Origin of the sequence: Actinoplanes sp. NPDC048796, assembly GCF_040650035.1 — a bacterium.
Lineage (GTDB): Bacteria > Actinomycetota > Actinomycetes > Mycobacteriales > Micromonosporaceae > Actinoplanes.
This window is the reverse complement of record NZ_JBEZGO010000002.1, coordinates 568836-583791: the sequence shown is the minus strand read 5'-3', so window position 1 is coordinate 583791 and position 14956 is coordinate 568836. Positions and strand designations below refer to the sequence as shown.

General features: G+C 70.6%; 11 protein-coding genes and 1 pseudogene. 10 read left to right on the top strand and 2 right to left on the bottom strand.

Annotation, left to right across the window (positions count from 1 at the left end; genetic code table 11):
* The first annotated feature begins 62 nt into the window (after positions 1-62).
* The 7 genes and pseudogenes from mfd to AB0C26_RS10985 all read left to right on the top strand — a co-directional run bounded on the left by mfd (position 63) and on the right by AB0C26_RS10985 (position 11008).
* Positions 63-3662: a transcription-repair coupling factor gene (gene mfd / locus AB0C26_RS11015; protein WP_360246516.1), complete on the top strand. Its 3600-nt coding sequence runs from the start codon at positions 63-65 to the stop codon at positions 3660-3662.
* 81 nt (positions 3663-3743) lie between these two features.
* Positions 3744-4442: a hypothetical protein gene (locus tag AB0C26_RS11010; protein WP_360245170.1), complete on the top strand. Its 699-nt coding sequence runs from the start codon at positions 3744-3746 to the stop codon at positions 4440-4442.
* A gap of 21 nt (positions 4443-4463) precedes the next feature.
* Positions 4464-4628 (top strand): annotated as a pseudogene (locus tag AB0C26_RS11005) (nucleoside triphosphate pyrophosphohydrolase); the annotation flags it as partial.
* A 951-nt stretch (positions 4629-5579) separates the two neighbouring features.
* Positions 5580-6335: a MazG family protein gene (locus tag AB0C26_RS11000; protein WP_360246514.1), complete on the top strand. Its 756-nt coding sequence runs from the start codon at positions 5580-5582 to the stop codon at positions 6333-6335.
* A gap of 10 nt (positions 6336-6345) precedes the next feature.
* Positions 6346-7962 (top strand): DUF885 domain-containing protein, encoded by a 1617-nt coding sequence (locus AB0C26_RS10995; protein WP_360245167.1) that lies wholly within the window; start codon positions 6346-6348, stop codon positions 7960-7962.
* A gap of 585 nt (positions 7963-8547) precedes the next feature.
* Entirely contained in the window at positions 8548-9810 is a 1263-nt protein-coding gene (locus AB0C26_RS10990; protein WP_360245164.1) for an RICIN domain-containing protein, read from the top strand.
* A gap of 70 nt (positions 9811-9880) precedes the next feature.
* Entirely contained in the window at positions 9881-11008 is a 1128-nt protein-coding gene (locus AB0C26_RS10985) for a serine hydrolase domain-containing protein (RefSeq protein WP_360245161.1), read from the top strand.
* A gap of 16 nt (positions 11009-11024) precedes the next feature.
* Here AB0C26_RS10985 and AB0C26_RS10980 read toward each other — a convergent pair whose 3' ends face one another.
* Both AB0C26_RS10980 and AB0C26_RS10975 read right to left on the bottom strand, forming a co-directional pair.
* Positions 11025-11681 (bottom strand): hypothetical protein, encoded by a 657-nt coding sequence (locus AB0C26_RS10980; protein WP_360245158.1) that lies wholly within the window; start codon positions 11679-11681, stop codon positions 11025-11027.
* Positions 11682-11719: 38 nt separating this feature from the next.
* Entirely contained in the window at positions 11720-12340 is a 621-nt protein-coding gene (locus AB0C26_RS10975) for a PilZ domain-containing protein (protein ID WP_360245155.1), read from the bottom strand.
* A gap of 155 nt (positions 12341-12495) precedes the next feature.
* Here AB0C26_RS10975 and eno point away from each other — a divergent pair, with 155 nt between their 5' ends.
* The 3 genes from eno to AB0C26_RS10960 all read left to right on the top strand — a co-directional run bounded on the left by eno (position 12496) and on the right by AB0C26_RS10960 (position 14955).
* Positions 12496-13779 (top strand): phosphopyruvate hydratase, encoded by a 1284-nt coding sequence (eno, locus tag AB0C26_RS10970; RefSeq protein WP_360245152.1) that lies wholly within the window; start codon positions 12496-12498, stop codon positions 13777-13779.
* 98 nt (positions 13780-13877) lie between these two features.
* Positions 13878-14426, top strand: coding sequence for a septum formation initiator family protein (locus AB0C26_RS10965; RefSeq protein WP_360245149.1), 549 nt, complete (start codon positions 13878-13880; stop codon positions 14424-14426).
* Between the two features lie 43 nt (positions 14427-14469).
* Positions 14470-14955 carry a DUF501 domain-containing protein gene (locus tag AB0C26_RS10960; RefSeq protein ID WP_360245146.1) on the top strand — a complete coding sequence of 162 codons (486 nt, stop codon included), beginning with the start codon at positions 14470-14472 and terminating at the stop codon, positions 14953-14955.
* The last annotated feature ends 1 nt before the right edge of the window (position 14956 follow it).

Genomic DNA, 14956 nt, shown 5'->3' with positions numbered 1-14956 from the left:
ACTTGTCGGCGTACCCCCGCCCCTCCTGGGCGTTGGGGTTATTCGACGTGGGGAACTCCGTCATGCAGCTTTCCGGTTTGATCCCGGCCGCCCTCCGCGACCGTGGCCTCGCGCGCGCCCGTGACCTGGCGCGTAAGGGCTTCGTCGACTCCGATTCGCTCGACCTGACCGCGCCCGCCTCGCTGCGGCCGTTCCTGGTCGCCACGGTGGCCGGCAGCGCCGGCCGCCCCGTTCTGGCTGTCACCGCCACCAGCCGTGAGGCCGACGACCTGGCCGACGCGCTCGGCTGCCTGCTGCCGGCCGACCGGGTCGTGGTCTACCCGTCCTGGGAGACGCTGCCGCACGAGCGGCTCTCCCCGCGCTCCGACACGGTCGGCCGTCGCCTGGCCGTGCTGCGCCGCCTGGCCCACCCGGCGGCCGGCGAGGAGATCCAGGTCGTCGTGGCGCCCGTTCGTTCGGTGCTCCAGCCGCAGCTCAAGGGCCTGGGCGATCTCGAGCCGGTCGAGCTCACCACCGGCGGCGAGGCCGAGCTCGAGGGGGTCGCCCGCCGCCTCACCGACATGGCGTACGCGCGGGTCGACCTGGTCACCAAGCGCGGCGAGTTCGCCGTCCGGGGCGGCATCCTCGACGTCTTCCCGCCCACCGACGAGCACCCGTCCCGGGTCGAGTTCTGGGGCGACGAGGTCGAGGAGATCCGCACCTTCGCCGTCGCCGACCAGCGCACCATCGACCCGGTTCAGCGTTTGTGGGCGCCCCCTTGTCGTGAGCTTTTGCTGACGCCGCCGGTCCGCGCGAAAGCGGCCGCGCTGGCCGCTGAACATCCCGAACTGTCGGAAATCTTGGACAAATTGGCCGAAGGCATCCCGGTCGAAGGAATGGAGTCCCTCGCGCCGGCGCTGCTCGACGGCACCGACAGCATGGAGCTCCTGCTCGACTGCATGCCCGCCGACACGCACGTGCTGCTCTGCGATCCCGAGCGCATCCGCACGCGGGCGCACGACCTCACCCGTACATCAGCGGAATTCCTGGAAGCCTCCTGGGCCGCGGCCGCCGTCGGTGGCCAGGCGCCGATCGATGTCGGCGCCGCGGCTTTCAAAACCCTTGCCGATGTACGGGCCCACGCCGCGACCCTGCGTCAGCCCTGGTGGACGGTGTCGCCGTTCGGCCTGGTCGAGTCCTCCGACGCCTCGGTCGATGACCAACCGTGGCTGGAGACGCCCGCGGTCGAGGTCACGCCCGACGCCGGTGACGCCATCGCGCTGGCCGCGCAGCCCGTGCCGCTCTACCACGGCGACACCGCCAAGCTCGCCGCCGACCTGCACGACTGGTCCGCCGCCGGCTGGGCCATCGCGCTGGTCTTCGAGGGGCACGGCACCGCCCAGCGCGCCACCGAGGTGCTGCGCGACGCCGGCCTGGGCGTCACCCCGGCCGACTCCCTCCAGGAGCCGATCGAGCCCGGACAGCTGATCGTCACCTGCGGCGGGCTCAACCACGGCTTCATCGACGAGACCTCGCAGCTCGCGGTGATCACCGGCAACGACATCACCGGCGGCCGCGGCGCGTCCACGAAGGACATGCGCAAGATGCCCTCGCGGCGGCGCAACACGATCGACCCGCTCGAGCTCAAGCCGGGCGACTTCGTGGTGCACGAGCAGCACGGCATCGGCCGGTACGTGGAGCTGGTGCAGCGCACGGTGAACGGCGCCGACCGCGAGTACATCGTGCTCGAGTACGCCGCGTCCAAGCGGGGCCAGCCCGGCGACCGGCTCTACGTGCCGACCGACCAGCTCGACCAGCTCTCCCGTTACGTCGGCGGCGAGTCGCCGGCGCTGCACAAGATGGGCGGCGCCGACTGGCAGAAGAGCAAGGCCCGCGCCCGCAAGGCGGTCCGCGAGATCGCGGCCCAGCTCATCCAGCTGTACGCGGCGCGGCAGGCCTCCCAGGGCCACTCCTTCGGCCCCGACACGCCCTGGCAGCGCGAGCTGGAGGACGCCTTCCCGTACCAGGAGACCCCCGACCAGCTGGCCGCGATCTCCGAGGTCAAGCACGACATGGAACTGTCAGTTCCGATGGACCGGCTGATCTGCGGCGACGTCGGTTACGGCAAGACCGAGATCGCCGTACGGGCCGCCTTCAAGGCCGTGCAGGACGGCAAGCAGGTGGCCGTGCTCGTGCCGACCACGCTGCTGGCCCAGCAGCACTACAACACGTTCACCGAGCGCATGTCGCAGTTCCCGCTCACCATCAAGCAGCTGTCCCGCTTCCAGACGCCGGCCGAGGCCCGGCTGACCCTCGAACAGGCGGCCAACGGCACCGCCGACATCGTGATCGGCACCCACCGGCTGCTGGCCAACTCGACCAAGTTCAAGAACCTCGGCCTGATCATCGTGGACGAGGAGCAGCGCTTCGGCGTCGAGCACAAGGAACAGCTCAAGGCCCTGCGCGCCTCGGTCGACGTGCTCACCATGTCGGCCACGCCGATCCCGCGCACCCTGGAGATGGCGATCACCGGCATCCGTGAGATGTCGACCATCGCCACCCCGCCCGAGGAACGCCACCCGGTGCTCACGTTCGTCGGCGCCCACGACGAGAAGCAGGTGGCCGCGGCCGTCCACCGCGAACTGCTCCGCGACGGCCAGGTGTTCTACCTGCACAACCGGGTCGAGTCGATCGACAAGGCGGCCCGCAAGCTGCGCGAGCTGGTCCCCGAGGCCCGGGTCGCGGTGGCCCACGGCCAGATGAGCGAGGAACAGCTCGAGAAGGTCATGGTCGGCTTCTGGGAGAAGGAGTTCGACGTCCTGGTCTGCACCACGATCGTCGAGTCCGGCATCGACATCCCGAACGCCAACACGCTGATCGTCGAGCGGGCCGACCTGCTCGGCCTGGCCCAGCTCCACCAGATCCGGGGCCGGGTCGGCCGGGGCCGGGAGCGGGCGTACGCCTACTTCCTCTACCCGGGCGAGAAACCGCTCACCGAGCAGGCCCACGAGCGCCTGGCCACCATCGCCCAGCACACGGAGCTCGGCGCCGGCATGTACGTGGCCATGAAGGACCTCGAGATCCGCGGCGCCGGCAACCTGCTCGGCGGCGAACAGTCCGGCCACATCGAGGGCGTCGGCTTCGACCTGTACGTGCGGATGGTCGGCGAGGCGGTACAGGCCTTCAAGGGCGAACGCCCCGAGGAGGAGCCCGAGGTCAAGATCGATCTCCCGGTCGACGCGCACCTGCCGGTCGAGTACATCGCGGTCGAGCGCCTGCGCCTCGAGATGTACCGCAAGCTGGCCGAGGCCCGCGACGAGGAGAAGCTGCGCGAGGTCGTGGCCGAGATGACCGACCGCTACGGCGAGCCGCCGGCCCAGGTGGCCAACCTGATCGCGGTGGCCCGCTTCCGTCAGCGGGCCCGGCAGTACGGCCTGACCGACGTCTCGATGCAGGGCAAGCACATCCGCTTCTCCCCGCTGCCCCTGCCCGACTCGAAGCAGATGCGCCTGAAGCGCTACCACCCCGACTCGGTCTACAAGCCGGCCAACGACCAGGTGAGCGTGCCCCGCCCGAGCACCCGCCGGCTGGGCGGCGAGCCGCTGCGCGACCAGGCCCTGCTCGAGTGGTGCGCCCAGCTCCTGACCGACGTCCTGGGAGAGCCCGTGCCGGCAAAGGTGTGATGTATCGGCGGGGCGGGTGACGTGGGTCATACGAGGCGTGAGAGAGTCTTGGCCATGCAGCGTGCCCGCCGACTCGCATCCATGGCCGTCGTCGCGTCCCTGACCGTGGCCGGCCTCTCCGCCTGCCGCAGCGAGCCCTCCGTGGCCGCGTACGTGGGGGACTCCGGCCGCATCACCGAGAAGCGCGTCCAGCAGATCTGGGACGACGCGCAGACCGCGCTGACCGACGCCGGGGCCAAGGGCGCCGTGCCGATCTCGCGCGGCGACATCGTGAAGGCGCTGGTCAGCGTCGACGTGATGAGCCAGGTGGCGAAAAACGAGAACGTCACGCTGCCGACGAACCTGCCGCTGGGCGACTACGCGACCCAGCTGAAACTGCCGGAGCAGGCGGAGTACGTGCGGCTCTACGCCGAGTCGGACGCGCTGATCCGCCTGCTCCGCGAGCGCGCCGGCTCGGCGTCGGCCCGGCCCGGCGACGACGACTTGCGCACCGTGTACGACACGCTGAAGGCGGCCGGCGAGGTCGACCCGGCCATGACGTACGACCAGTTCAAAACCCAGCTGCCGGCCGAAAACCAGCAGCTGGTCTCCACCTCGGCCGCGGTCCGCAACGAGGTGGCCTCGGCCGCCGGCGACCTGAAGATCAAGGTCAACCCCCGCTACCAGCCGCTGCAGATCTCGGTCCTCGACTTCCAGACCCAGAACGGCGAACTCCGCCCGCTGGTCACGGTCCCCCTGGGCGCGGCCGACGCCGGTGCCCCCGTGACCGACCTGCCCTGACCCGCTGGCAGAGTTGGCGGCATGACCGCTCGGATCATCCTGCTCGTCACGTCCCCCCGCCTACCAGCGGGTTTACTGACAGCCGCCGCGTGGGACACCGTCCGCACCCACCCGGTTTTCACGGCCGCGGAGTCCCCCCAGGCCGCGGCCCTACGAGCAAGCGGCGTCCCGGTAACGGTCATCGACCCCAGCCCGGAGACGCTGCTCGCCACCCTGGGCGTCACCGCCTCACCGACCGGCGTCCCCACCTTCCTGGGCGCCCCTATCGCCCTCACCTCGGTGGGCCCCGCCCCGAACCCCGCCTCGGCGGGTGCCGCACCAACCTCCGCCTCGGCGGGTGCCGCACCAACCTCCGCCTCGGCGGGTGCCGCACCAACCTCCGCCTCGGCGGGTGCCGCACCAACCTCCGCCTCGGCGGGTGCCGCACCAACCTCCGCCTCAGCGGGTGCCGCACCAACCTCCGCCTCGGCGGGTGCCGCGTCATCTTCCGCCTCGACGGGTGCCGCGCCGACCTCCGCCTCGACGGGTGCCGCGCCGGCCCCCGCCTCGGTGGGGATTACGTCTACCCCTGCGTCCGAGGGCGTCGGGTCCGCCCCTGCGCCTGAGGGCGTCGGGTCCGCCCCTGCGCCTGAGGGAGTCGGGGCCACCCCTTCCTCTGCGAGCGTCGCGGCCAACCCTGTGCCTGCGGGGACCGCGTCCACCTCCACTGGCAACGCGCTCAACCTCACCTCCGCGAGCATCACGCCGGATTCTGCCTCCGGGGGTGTGACGCCGAATCCCGCGTTCGCCGAAACCACACTCCCTTCCTCTTCGGACATTCCCGAAATGTCGGTCGCAGAACAGGGTTCGGGGTCTGGCGGCGAGCGGGTGGTGGGATCTGACGGCGGGCGCGGGTCGGGGCCTGCTGGCGAGCGGGTGGCGGGGTCTGGCGGCGAGTGGGAGTCGGGGTCTGGCGGCGATCGGGAGTCGGGGTCTGGCGGCGAGTGGGAGTCGGGGTCTGGCGGCGAGTGGAGGCCGGGGTCTGCTGGCGAGCGGGTGGTCGGACCTGATGGCGAGCGGAGGCCGGGGTCTGCGGGCGAGCGGGTGGTCGGACCTGGCGGCGAGCGGGTGGTGGGGCACGACGGGGAGCCGGGCGGGGTGGACGAGCGAAGCGCCGTCGTCTGGCTCGCGGGGCCGGATGGGGACGAGAGCTTTGCCCGTATGCTTGGGCTTCGTCTCGCTCGTGAGCCCGGGCTGGCCGAGCTTGAGCTCATGTACGGCTCCTGGGATCCGCCCGGCGCCCGGCTTCTCGACGCCGTCGCGGTCATGGATCAGCTTGTCTCGCCCGGTGGTGATCCCTGGAAGCGGCAGCAGAACCACCAGACCCTGGCGCCTTACCTTCTCGAGGAGAGCTACGAGGCCTACGACACCATCGAGGCCGGTGACACCGATGCGCTCCGGGAGGAGCTCGGCGACGTACTCCTGCAAATTCTCCTTCATGCCCGCCTGGCCGAGGAGCATCCCGAGGACGAGCGCTGGAGCATCGACGACGTCGCCGGGGGCTTCGTCGAGAAGATGATCCGCCGTAATCCGCATGTCTTCGCCGGTGAGGCGGTGGACGGCATCGAAGAGATCACCGCCAACTGGGAACGCATCAAGAAAGCCGAGAAATCCCGCCAGTCCGTGCTCGACGGCGTCGCCCTCTCCCAGCCGGCTCTGGCTTTGAGTGCCAAAATCCTTTCCCGTACGCGACGAGCCGGCCTCGATGTGCCGCTGCCCACCGGCGATGATGTCGGCTCGCGCCTGCTCCGCCTGGTCGCCGAGTCGCCCGACGCCGAACACCTTCTGCGCCAGGCCGCCCTCGCCTACGCCGACGCGGTGCGGGCGCGCGAAAACGTCGTACCCCCCGAGTAAGTTTCAGACCATGCCGGAGTTCGTACCGCTAGCCGAGCGCATCGTCGACGCCATCCTCGAGTCCGAGCCCGGGCTCGCCACCGAGACGGGTGACCACCGCTTCGACGACCGCATGCCCGACCTGTCGCCGGGTGCCGTCAGCGCCAAGGTGGCCATGCTGCGCGACGCGGCCGACGCCCTGTCCGGTGTCGACGCCGACGGTCTCGAGCCCGAGGAGCAGGTCGACCACGCGATCCTGTCCGCGATCGTGGAGCGGGGCCTGTTCGAGGCGACCGACGTCCGCGAACACGAGTGGAACCCGCTGCACCACAACCCCGGCCCGCTGCTGCACGCCCTTCTGTCGCGCCAGTTCGCCCCCGCCGAGGAGCGCCTGGCCAGCGTGGCCGGCCGTCTCGCCGCGATCCCCGACGCCCTGGCCACCGCCCGGGCCGTGCTGCGCGACGTCCCGCGGATCCACGCCGAGACCGCTGTCGGCCAGTTCGCCGGCACGGCCGGCCTGATCCGCGACGAGCTGCCCGTCCTGCTCGAGCAGGAGCCCGGCCTGGCCGCGACCGTCGAGCCGGCCGCGGCCACCGCGCTGGCCGCGCTGGCCGAGTTCGACGGCTGGCTCCGCGCCCGCCTCGAGAGCAATGATCCCGGCCGCGATCCCCGCCTGGGCCGCCGCCTCTGGGAGGCCCGCCTCTGGCACACGCTCGACACCGAGTTGCCCGCCGCCGAGGTCCTGTCCCGGGCCCGGGAAAACCTGGCCCGGGTCGGCGAGCAGCTCCGCCGGGCCTCGGCCGAGCTGGTCGGCGGCCCGGCCACCGACGAGACCGTCCGGCGCGCCCTGGACAGCCTCGCCGCCCAGCACCCGGCCGACGACACCATCGTCGGGCTGGCCCGCGTCACGATGGACGAGGCCACCGAGTTCGTCCGCAAACACGACGTCCTCACCCTGCTCGACGACCCCCTGGTCATCGAGGAGATGCCCGAGTTCGCCCGGGGCGTCGCCGTGGCCTACTGCGACCCGCCCGGCCCGCTGGAGACCGCCGAGGTACCCACCTTCTACTGCATCTCGCCGGCCCCCGCCGACTGGCCGGCCGAGCGGGTCGAGTCGTTCTACCGTGAGTACAACGACCACATGATCCGCGACCTCACGGTTCACGAGGCCATGCCCGGCCACTTCCTGCAGCTCGCGCACGCCCGCCGCTTCCGGGCCGCCACCCGCGTCCGCTCGATGGGCTGGTCCGGCCCGTTCGTCGAGGGCTGGGCCGTGTACGCCGAGGAGGTGATGGCCGACCTGGGCTTCGGCGGCCTGCCGGTGCGGCTGCAGCAGCTCAAGATGCAGCTCCGCATGAGCCTGAACGCCATCATCGACCAGCTGGTCCACTGTGAAGAACTCCCCGAGTCCGAGGCCATGGCCCTGATGACCGGCCCGGGCTTCCAGGAGGAGGGCGAGGCCGCCGGCAAGTGGCGCCGCGCGCTGCTCACGTCGACCCAGCTCTCCACCTACTTCGTCGGCTACACCGAGGTCGCCTCCCTGGCCGCCGCCCGTCCTTTCGGCGCCACCCCGAAGGCCTGGCACGACGCCATGCTCGCCCACGGCTCCCCACCCACACGCCACCTGCGCACCCTCCTCGGCGTCTGACCCCGGCCGCCGGCCCCCTACGATCGCTGTCGACAGTGGAGTGTCGTGCGGTGAAACCACTGCCCGCTGCTGACCGGCTGCACCTCCTGCGACGGGGAGGAGTTGAGCCGTAAGCACGCACGCCGGCGACGAGCGGCCCGGACGCGAAGGACGAGTGCCGGGCCGCGCTGCGGCGGCTGCGAACCGTGGACTCCCGTCAGCGCCGACTACGCCACCATCGACCACGCGACGAGCAGGATCCCCCGGGTCTGGGCACCTTCACCCGGCACGTCACCTTCGTCGAGCGCGCCACTCACGGTACGAGGGCTTCCGGCGAAGTCCGGCTACCTTCCGTTGGGTGCACCGTCGCAGCCGATGGGCGGGGGAATATCACCTCGATCGACGTGGTCATCACGACCAAGGAGCTGACTTCCCGGCAGGCCATCGCCTTCAGTGACCACCGCCGACCGCTCGTTCGTCGAGCCGGACGGCGTCGACGAATAGAAAATTACATTAACTATTCCTTGAATCAACCTCTGTCGATGCTCCAGGATGGGTGTCAGCGGCCGCGTCCCCGACATCCCCGAGAACCCTGAGGTATCTGACATGAGTCTGCTCAGACGTGTCCTCATCGCTCTGCTCGCGGCCGCTGCCGTGCTTGTCGTGCCCACCGCGGCCCGGGCGGCGGCGCCGTTCAAGGTGCTCGCGTTCTACAACGGAACGTGGGATGCCGCGCACATCGACTTCGACAAGGAAGCGCGGGAATGGTTCCCGCAGGCCGGCGCCCAGAACGGCTTCACCTGGGAGGCCACCACCGACTGGAGCCGGCTCAGCGCGACCGGCCTGGCCGGCTACAAGGTCGTCATGTTCCTGGACGACGCGCCGCCGGCCGACCGGCGGGCCGCCTTCCAGCAGTACATGCAGAACGGCGGCGCCTGGCTCGGCTTCCACGTCAGCGCCTTCACGACCAACGCCGGCGAGTGGTCCTGGTACTACAACACGTTCCTCGGCTCCGGCAACTTCGCCACCAACACCTGGGGGCCCACCGCCGAGACGCTGCGCATCGACGACCGTACGCACCCCACCACCGCGTCCCTGCCCGCCACCATCCCGTCGTCGGTCAGCGAGTGGTATTCGTGGAGCCGCGACCTGCGCCAGAACCCGGACATCGACATCCTGGCCTCGATCGACGCGTCGAGTTTCCCGGTCGGCACCGATCCCAATCAGCAGTGGCGCTCCGGCTACTACCCGCTGATCTGGTCCAACCGGAACTACAAGATGATCTACACGAACTTCGGGCACAACGGCATGAACTACGAGACCAACACCCGTACGTCCTCGACCTTCGCCAGTCCTCAGCAGAACCAGTGGCTCATCAACAGCATCCTGTGGCTGGCCGGCCAGAGCGGCGGCGGCGAGCCTCCGGCCGAGCAGCCCATCGACCCCGCCGCCTGGTATCCGGTCGTCAACAAGAACAGCGGCAAGTGCGTCGACGCCCGCTCCGCCGGCACGGTCAACGGCACGGCGATTCAGCAGTACGCCTGCAACGCCAGCACTGCCCAGCAGTACCAGTTCACCCCGGCCGACAGCGGCTACGTGCGCATCGCCCACCGTGCCGCCGCCGCCCAGGTCCTCGACGTGACCGATGTGTCCACAGCCGACAATGCCAAGATTCAGACTTGGTCGTACGGCGGTGGAGCGAACCAGCAATGGCAGCCCGTCAGCGAGGGCGGCGGCTACTACCACTTCGTCAACCGCAACAGCGGCAAGTGCCTGGACGTCCCCGCCGCCTCCCAGGCCGACAGCGTCCAGCTCGTCCAGTACGCCTGCAACGGCACCGCCGCCCAGAGCTTCCGCCTGACCAGGTAGACGTAGCACCACCAGTCGTCGGGGGGCCTACGGGATAGGGCGGCGTCGATAGCGTTCGTACGGTCGAGTCATGCGTAAACGTCATATGCAGTGGGGTGTCGCCACCGCCCTGGTGGCGACCCTCGTCGCCGGAGCCGCCGCCCCGGCCGCCGCCGCGAGGGGAAACCACCGGCTCCAGTCCGCCGCCGACGATCTGCACCGGATCGGCATCACGGGGGTGCAGGCCCTCAGCCGGGCCGGCGGCGACACCGACCGCGCCCGGGCCGGCGACGCGCCGGCCGACGGCTACTTCCGGATGGGCAGCAACACCAAGACCTTCGTCGCGGTGGTCGTGCTCCAGCTGGCCGCCGAACACCGCCTCGCCCTCGACGACACGGTCGACCGCTGGCTGCCGGGCGTGGTCACCGGCAACGGCAACGACGGCCGCCGCATCACCGTCCGGCAGCTGTTGCAGCACACCAGCGGCCTCTACAACTACACGAACGATCTGGCCGGCCTGGACTCGTACGAGGGCTATCTGGCGCACCGCCTCGACCACTACGGCCAGGCCGATCTGGTCGCCGTCGCGATGAAGCACGAGCCCGTCTTCGCCCCCGGCGCGAGCTGGGACTACTCCAACACCAACTACATCCTGGCCGGCATGATCGTGGAGAGGGTCACCGGCCGTACGTGGTCGTCGGAAGTCCACCGGCGCATCGTCGGCCCGCTGAACCTGCGGCACACCTTCTACCCCGGCGACCGGGCCACCCTGCCGTCCCCGCACGCCACGGCCTACCAGCAGTGGACCCCCGACGGCCCGCGGCACGACACGACAGTGCTGAACCCGACCGTGGCCGCCTCGGCCGGCGGCCTCGTCACCACCCCCGCCGACCTGGCCCGTTTCTGGCAGGCCCTGCAGCAGGGCCGCCTGCTGCCCCCACGCCAGATGGCCGAGATGCACCGTACGGTCCCCGCCGAGACGTGGCAGGACGGCACCCGCTACGGCCTGGGCATCGAGTTCACCCCCAACCGCTGCGGCGGCTACTGGTCCCACGGCGGTGACGTCCCCGGCTCCCACACCGCCAACGCCGTAAGCCGTACCGGCACCCGTGTGGTGGTGCTCTCGCTGACCACCCAGCCCGCTTCCGACGAGACGGCCCAGGCCGTCCAGCAGCGAACCACCCGCCTCATCGACGACGTGCTCTGCGCCCCGAACTGATCACCGCGGCCGGGCGTCAGCGGTCGGCGGTGAGCCTGGCCTTGGGCGGGACGGCGAAGGCGGTGGCGTCGGTGTCGTCGGTCAGGGAGGTCAGGGTGATGTCGGCCTTTTTGCCGGCGATCGTGGCGGCGAAGCTGGCCAGGGCTCCCTCGTTTGTCACGCACAGGTCGAAGGCGCTGGTGGGGGTGCCCGACACCTCCTTGAGGGACAGGCAGGTGGCGTGGCGGCCGGCGATGGTCGTGTCGCGCTGGGTGGAGACGACCTCGGGATCGAGGGCGGCCGTGGTCAGCATCGACTGGGCGGCCTCGGGGGTCACCAGGGCACCGGTCAGGGTGGCCGCCGCGGCCGGGTCGGGCGCCGACCTCGTACAGGAAACGCCTTGGCATCTGATCGTCGCCGTCGGGGTGACGATGAGGCGGCCGCCCGGATAGACGTAGGAGGAGCGCGAGGGCTCCTGGGTGATCGTCGCCGTGTCGCCGCCGGTCAGGTGGTAGGTCGCCGTGTAGGTCAGGGTGTCGCCGGCCGCGAGCTGGGCCGCCGTTTCCGAGATCAGGTCGTCTCGGGTGGGGCCGGCCGCGCTCGCCTCGTCGAGGCCGGTGCAGGCGGTCGTGCCGAGCAGCAGGGCGCCGGCGGCGAGCAGGCCGGCGACGGTAAGGCGCGGAACATCAGGCACGACTGACACCTTGGCCTACGCGTGCAACCCGCCGCAAATCAGTATTGGGCGCGGGCCCGCAGCTGGGCCTGCAAAATGTATCGACGGACGATTGTGGCCTGATGCTCGCCGATTTCCGGGAAAATCGCCACCAATTCCACCTGAAGCGGCCCCCGGGCCGGCACCTGCTGACGCATGGAGCTGACCTTGGTGGCCTGGGCCGGAATGACGACGATCTCGTCGTCCAGCTGGATGCGGAGCGTCACCTCGTCGCCGGGGCGGACCGTGACGTCGGTGAAGCGGGCCCGTACGGAGTGCTCACTCAGGTCGTGCACCTGGCCCTGCGCCGGCTCCTGGCCCTCCAGCAGCAGCACGATCGGCTCCCCGCCGCCGCCGCGCACGTAGTCGCGGCTCTGCTCGATCGCCGGCTCGCCCGAGAAGCGCAGGTCCACCCGGTTTCCGTCGATCGCCATCACCTGGGCGGACAGCGCGTAGCGACCGCGCGGAGCCGCCGCCCAGCGCAGCGTGACCGTCGAGTGGGCCGGCGGGAGGTCGGCCACCGCCAGGGACAGTGTGATCACCGTCCCCGCCGACTGCACGACGCGGACTTCGGGCATCGTTTCGCCGAAGGAGGTCATCTCCACGTACGACCCGTCGGCGGGAAGCAGGGGTGCGCTCATAGTGCCGGTGTCATCGGCAGGCCGGGCGGCGACCTTAGCCTTTTCACCCACCGCGCGTACGCCCGCCATCCGGGCTCGATACGCTCATTGCCGTGGTCGGCCGCAGGGTCGCGGTCGGTGAACGGCAGCGTTACACAAAGGGAGCGACACGACACATGGCCACCATTGAAGCGATCGTCGCCCGCGAGATCCTGGACTCCCGGGGCAACCCGACCGTCGAGGTCGAGGTCGGGCTCGACGACGGCACGGTCGGCCGCGCCGCGGTCCCCTCGGGCGCCTCCACGGGCGCGTTCGAGGCGATCGAGCTGCGCGACGGCGACAAGGGCCGCTACCTCGGCAAGGGTGTCGAGAAGGCCGTCGCCAACGTCGAAGACAAGATCGCCGACGAGCTCCTCGGCTACGAGGCGAGCGAGCAGCGGCTGATCGACCAGAAGATGCTCGACCTGGACGGCACGGCCGACAAGTCCGAGCTGGGCGCGAACGCGATCCTCGGCGTGTCGCTCGCGGTGGCCAAGGCCGCCGCGCTCTCCGCCGAGCTTCCCCTGTTCCGCTACGTGGGCGGGCCCAACGCGGCCGTCCTGCCGGTGCCGATGATGAACATCCTCAACGGCGGCGCCCACGCCGACTCGAACGTCGACGTGCAGGAGTTCATGATCGCGCCGATCGGGGCGCCGACGTTCCGCGAGGCGCTGCGCACCGGCGCCGAGGTCTACCACGCTCTCAAGTCGGTCCTGAAGAAGAAGGGCCTCTCGACCGGCCTGGGCGACGAGGGCGGCTTCGCGCCGAACCTGCCGTCCAACGCGTCCGCGCTCGACCTGATCGCCGAGGCCGTGCAGGCCGCCGGCTTCTCGCTGGGCACCGACATCGTGCTGGCCATGGACGTCGCGGCGACCGAGTTCTACAAGGACGGGTCGTACGTCTTCGAGGGCAACCCGAAGTCGACCGACGAGATGATCGCCTACTACGCCAAGCTCGCCGCCGACTACCCGATCGTCTCGATCGAGGACCCGCTGTCGGAGGAGGACTGGGCCGGCTGGAGCGCGATGACCTCCGAGCTCGGCAGCAAGATCCAGATCGTCGGCGACGACCTGTTCGTGACCAACCCGACCCGCATCGGCCGGGGCATCGCCGAGGGCGCGGCCAACTCGGTGCTCGTCAAGGTCAACCAGATCGGCTCGCTCACCGAGACGCTCGACGCGGTCGACCTGGCCCACCGGGCCGGCTTCACGACCATGATGAGCCACCGCTCGGGCGAGACCGAGGACACCACGATCGCCGACCTGGCCGTCGCGGTGGGCAGCGGCCAGATCAAGACCGGCGCGCCGGCCCGTTCCGACCGCGTCGCCAAGTACAACCAGCTCCTGCGCATCGAGGAGCAGCTGGAGAGTGCGGCCCGGTACGCCGGTGCGGGCGCGTTCCCGCGTTACCGCACGGCGTGACGAACGCCCGCTAGATCATGGAGTTGTGGCGCCCGCTTTGCGGGGCATAGGTTTCTCCGAGCGGGCGCCACAAACCCACAGCCGAGCGGGGGAGCAGGGTGACGACACAGCGACGAGCACCGAGCGGTCAGGGCCCGGCCCGCCGCCCCGGTTCGGCGCGCGTGCGGACCACCGGCTCCACCCGTATCCAGCGCAACCGGCCGTCGGCCTCCCGGCGCACGGTCACGGTCAGCCGGGGCACCACGAAACGGACGGTGGCGCCGCGCCCGCGCGCGCTCACCGGCCGGGCCACGGTGCTGATCATCGTGCTGATCGCGCTGGCCCTGGCGTACACCTATCCCTTGCGGGTCTACCTCGCGCAACGGTCGCAGATCGAGCAGCTCGAGGCCGATCAGGCCACCCAGCGCGAAAAGATCGCACAGACGTCGCAAGAGCTCCAGAAATGGAGCGACCCGGAGTATGTGCGGGCCCAGGCCCGCGAGAAGCTTTTCTATGTACGGCCGGGGGAGACGCCCCTGCTCGTGCTGAACGACCCGGCCGGCGCCGCCGCCGAGGCCGGGCAGAAAGATCCGGCGGCCGCATCCGGCCCCTGGTACGACACCATGTGGAACAGCGTTCGAGCCGCTGACGCGGAGTCTTCTGAATAACATGACTGAGCTTCCCCGCAGCGGAAAACAGAATGAAAAACCGTTGGAAGACGATCTCGATATTGTTGAGGCCCAATTGGGCCGCCGTCCCCGGGGCACCCGTGCCATCGCGCACCGCTGCCCGTGCGGAAATCCCGACGTCGTCGAGACGTCGCCCCGACTGGAGGACGGCACCCCCTTCCCCACGCTGTACTACCTGACCTGCCCGCACGCCACCGCCGCGTGCAGCCGGCTGGAGTCGGCCGGGGTCATGCGCGACATGCAGGAGCGCCTGTCGACCGACCCCGAGCTCGCCGAGCAGTACCGGAAGGCGGCGGAGGACTACGTGACCCGCCGCACGGCGATCCAGGACGTGCCCGAGATCGCCCACGTCGCCGCCGGCGGCATGCCCGATCGGGTGAAATGCCTGCATGTGCACCTCGGTCACGCGCTGGCCGTGGGCCGCGGCATCAACCCGTTCGGTGACGAGGTGCGCGACGCGGTGGAGCCGTGGTGGGCCGACGGGCCCTGTGTGCGCAAGGATTCCTAGC

Excerpts from the sequence above, each read along its gene's own strand:
- eno (WP_360245152.1), top strand. The coding sequence starts at position 12,496 with ATGGCCACCATTGAAGCGATCGTCGCCCGCGAGATCCTGGACTCCCGG.
- AB0C26_RS11010 (WP_360245170.1), top strand. The coding sequence starts at position 3,744 with ATGGCCGTCGTCGCGTCCCTGACCGTGGCCGGCCTCTCCGCCTGCCGC.
- AB0C26_RS10990 (WP_360245164.1), top strand. The coding sequence starts at position 8,548 with ATGAGTCTGCTCAGACGTGTCCTCATCGCTCTGCTCGCGGCCGCTGCC.
- AB0C26_RS10995 (WP_360245167.1), top strand. The coding sequence starts at position 6,346 with ATGCCGGAGTTCGTACCGCTAGCCGAGCGCATCGTCGACGCCATCCTC.
- AB0C26_RS10975 (WP_360245155.1), bottom strand. The coding sequence starts at position 12,340 with ATGAGCGCACCCCTGCTTCCCGCCGACGGGTCGTACGTGGAGATGACC.
- mfd (WP_360246516.1), top strand. The coding sequence starts at position 63 with ATGCAGCTTTCCGGTTTGATCCCGGCCGCCCTCCGCGACCGTGGCCTC.
- AB0C26_RS10985 (WP_360245161.1), top strand. The coding sequence starts at position 9,881 with ATGCGTAAACGTCATATGCAGTGGGGTGTCGCCACCGCCCTGGTGGCG.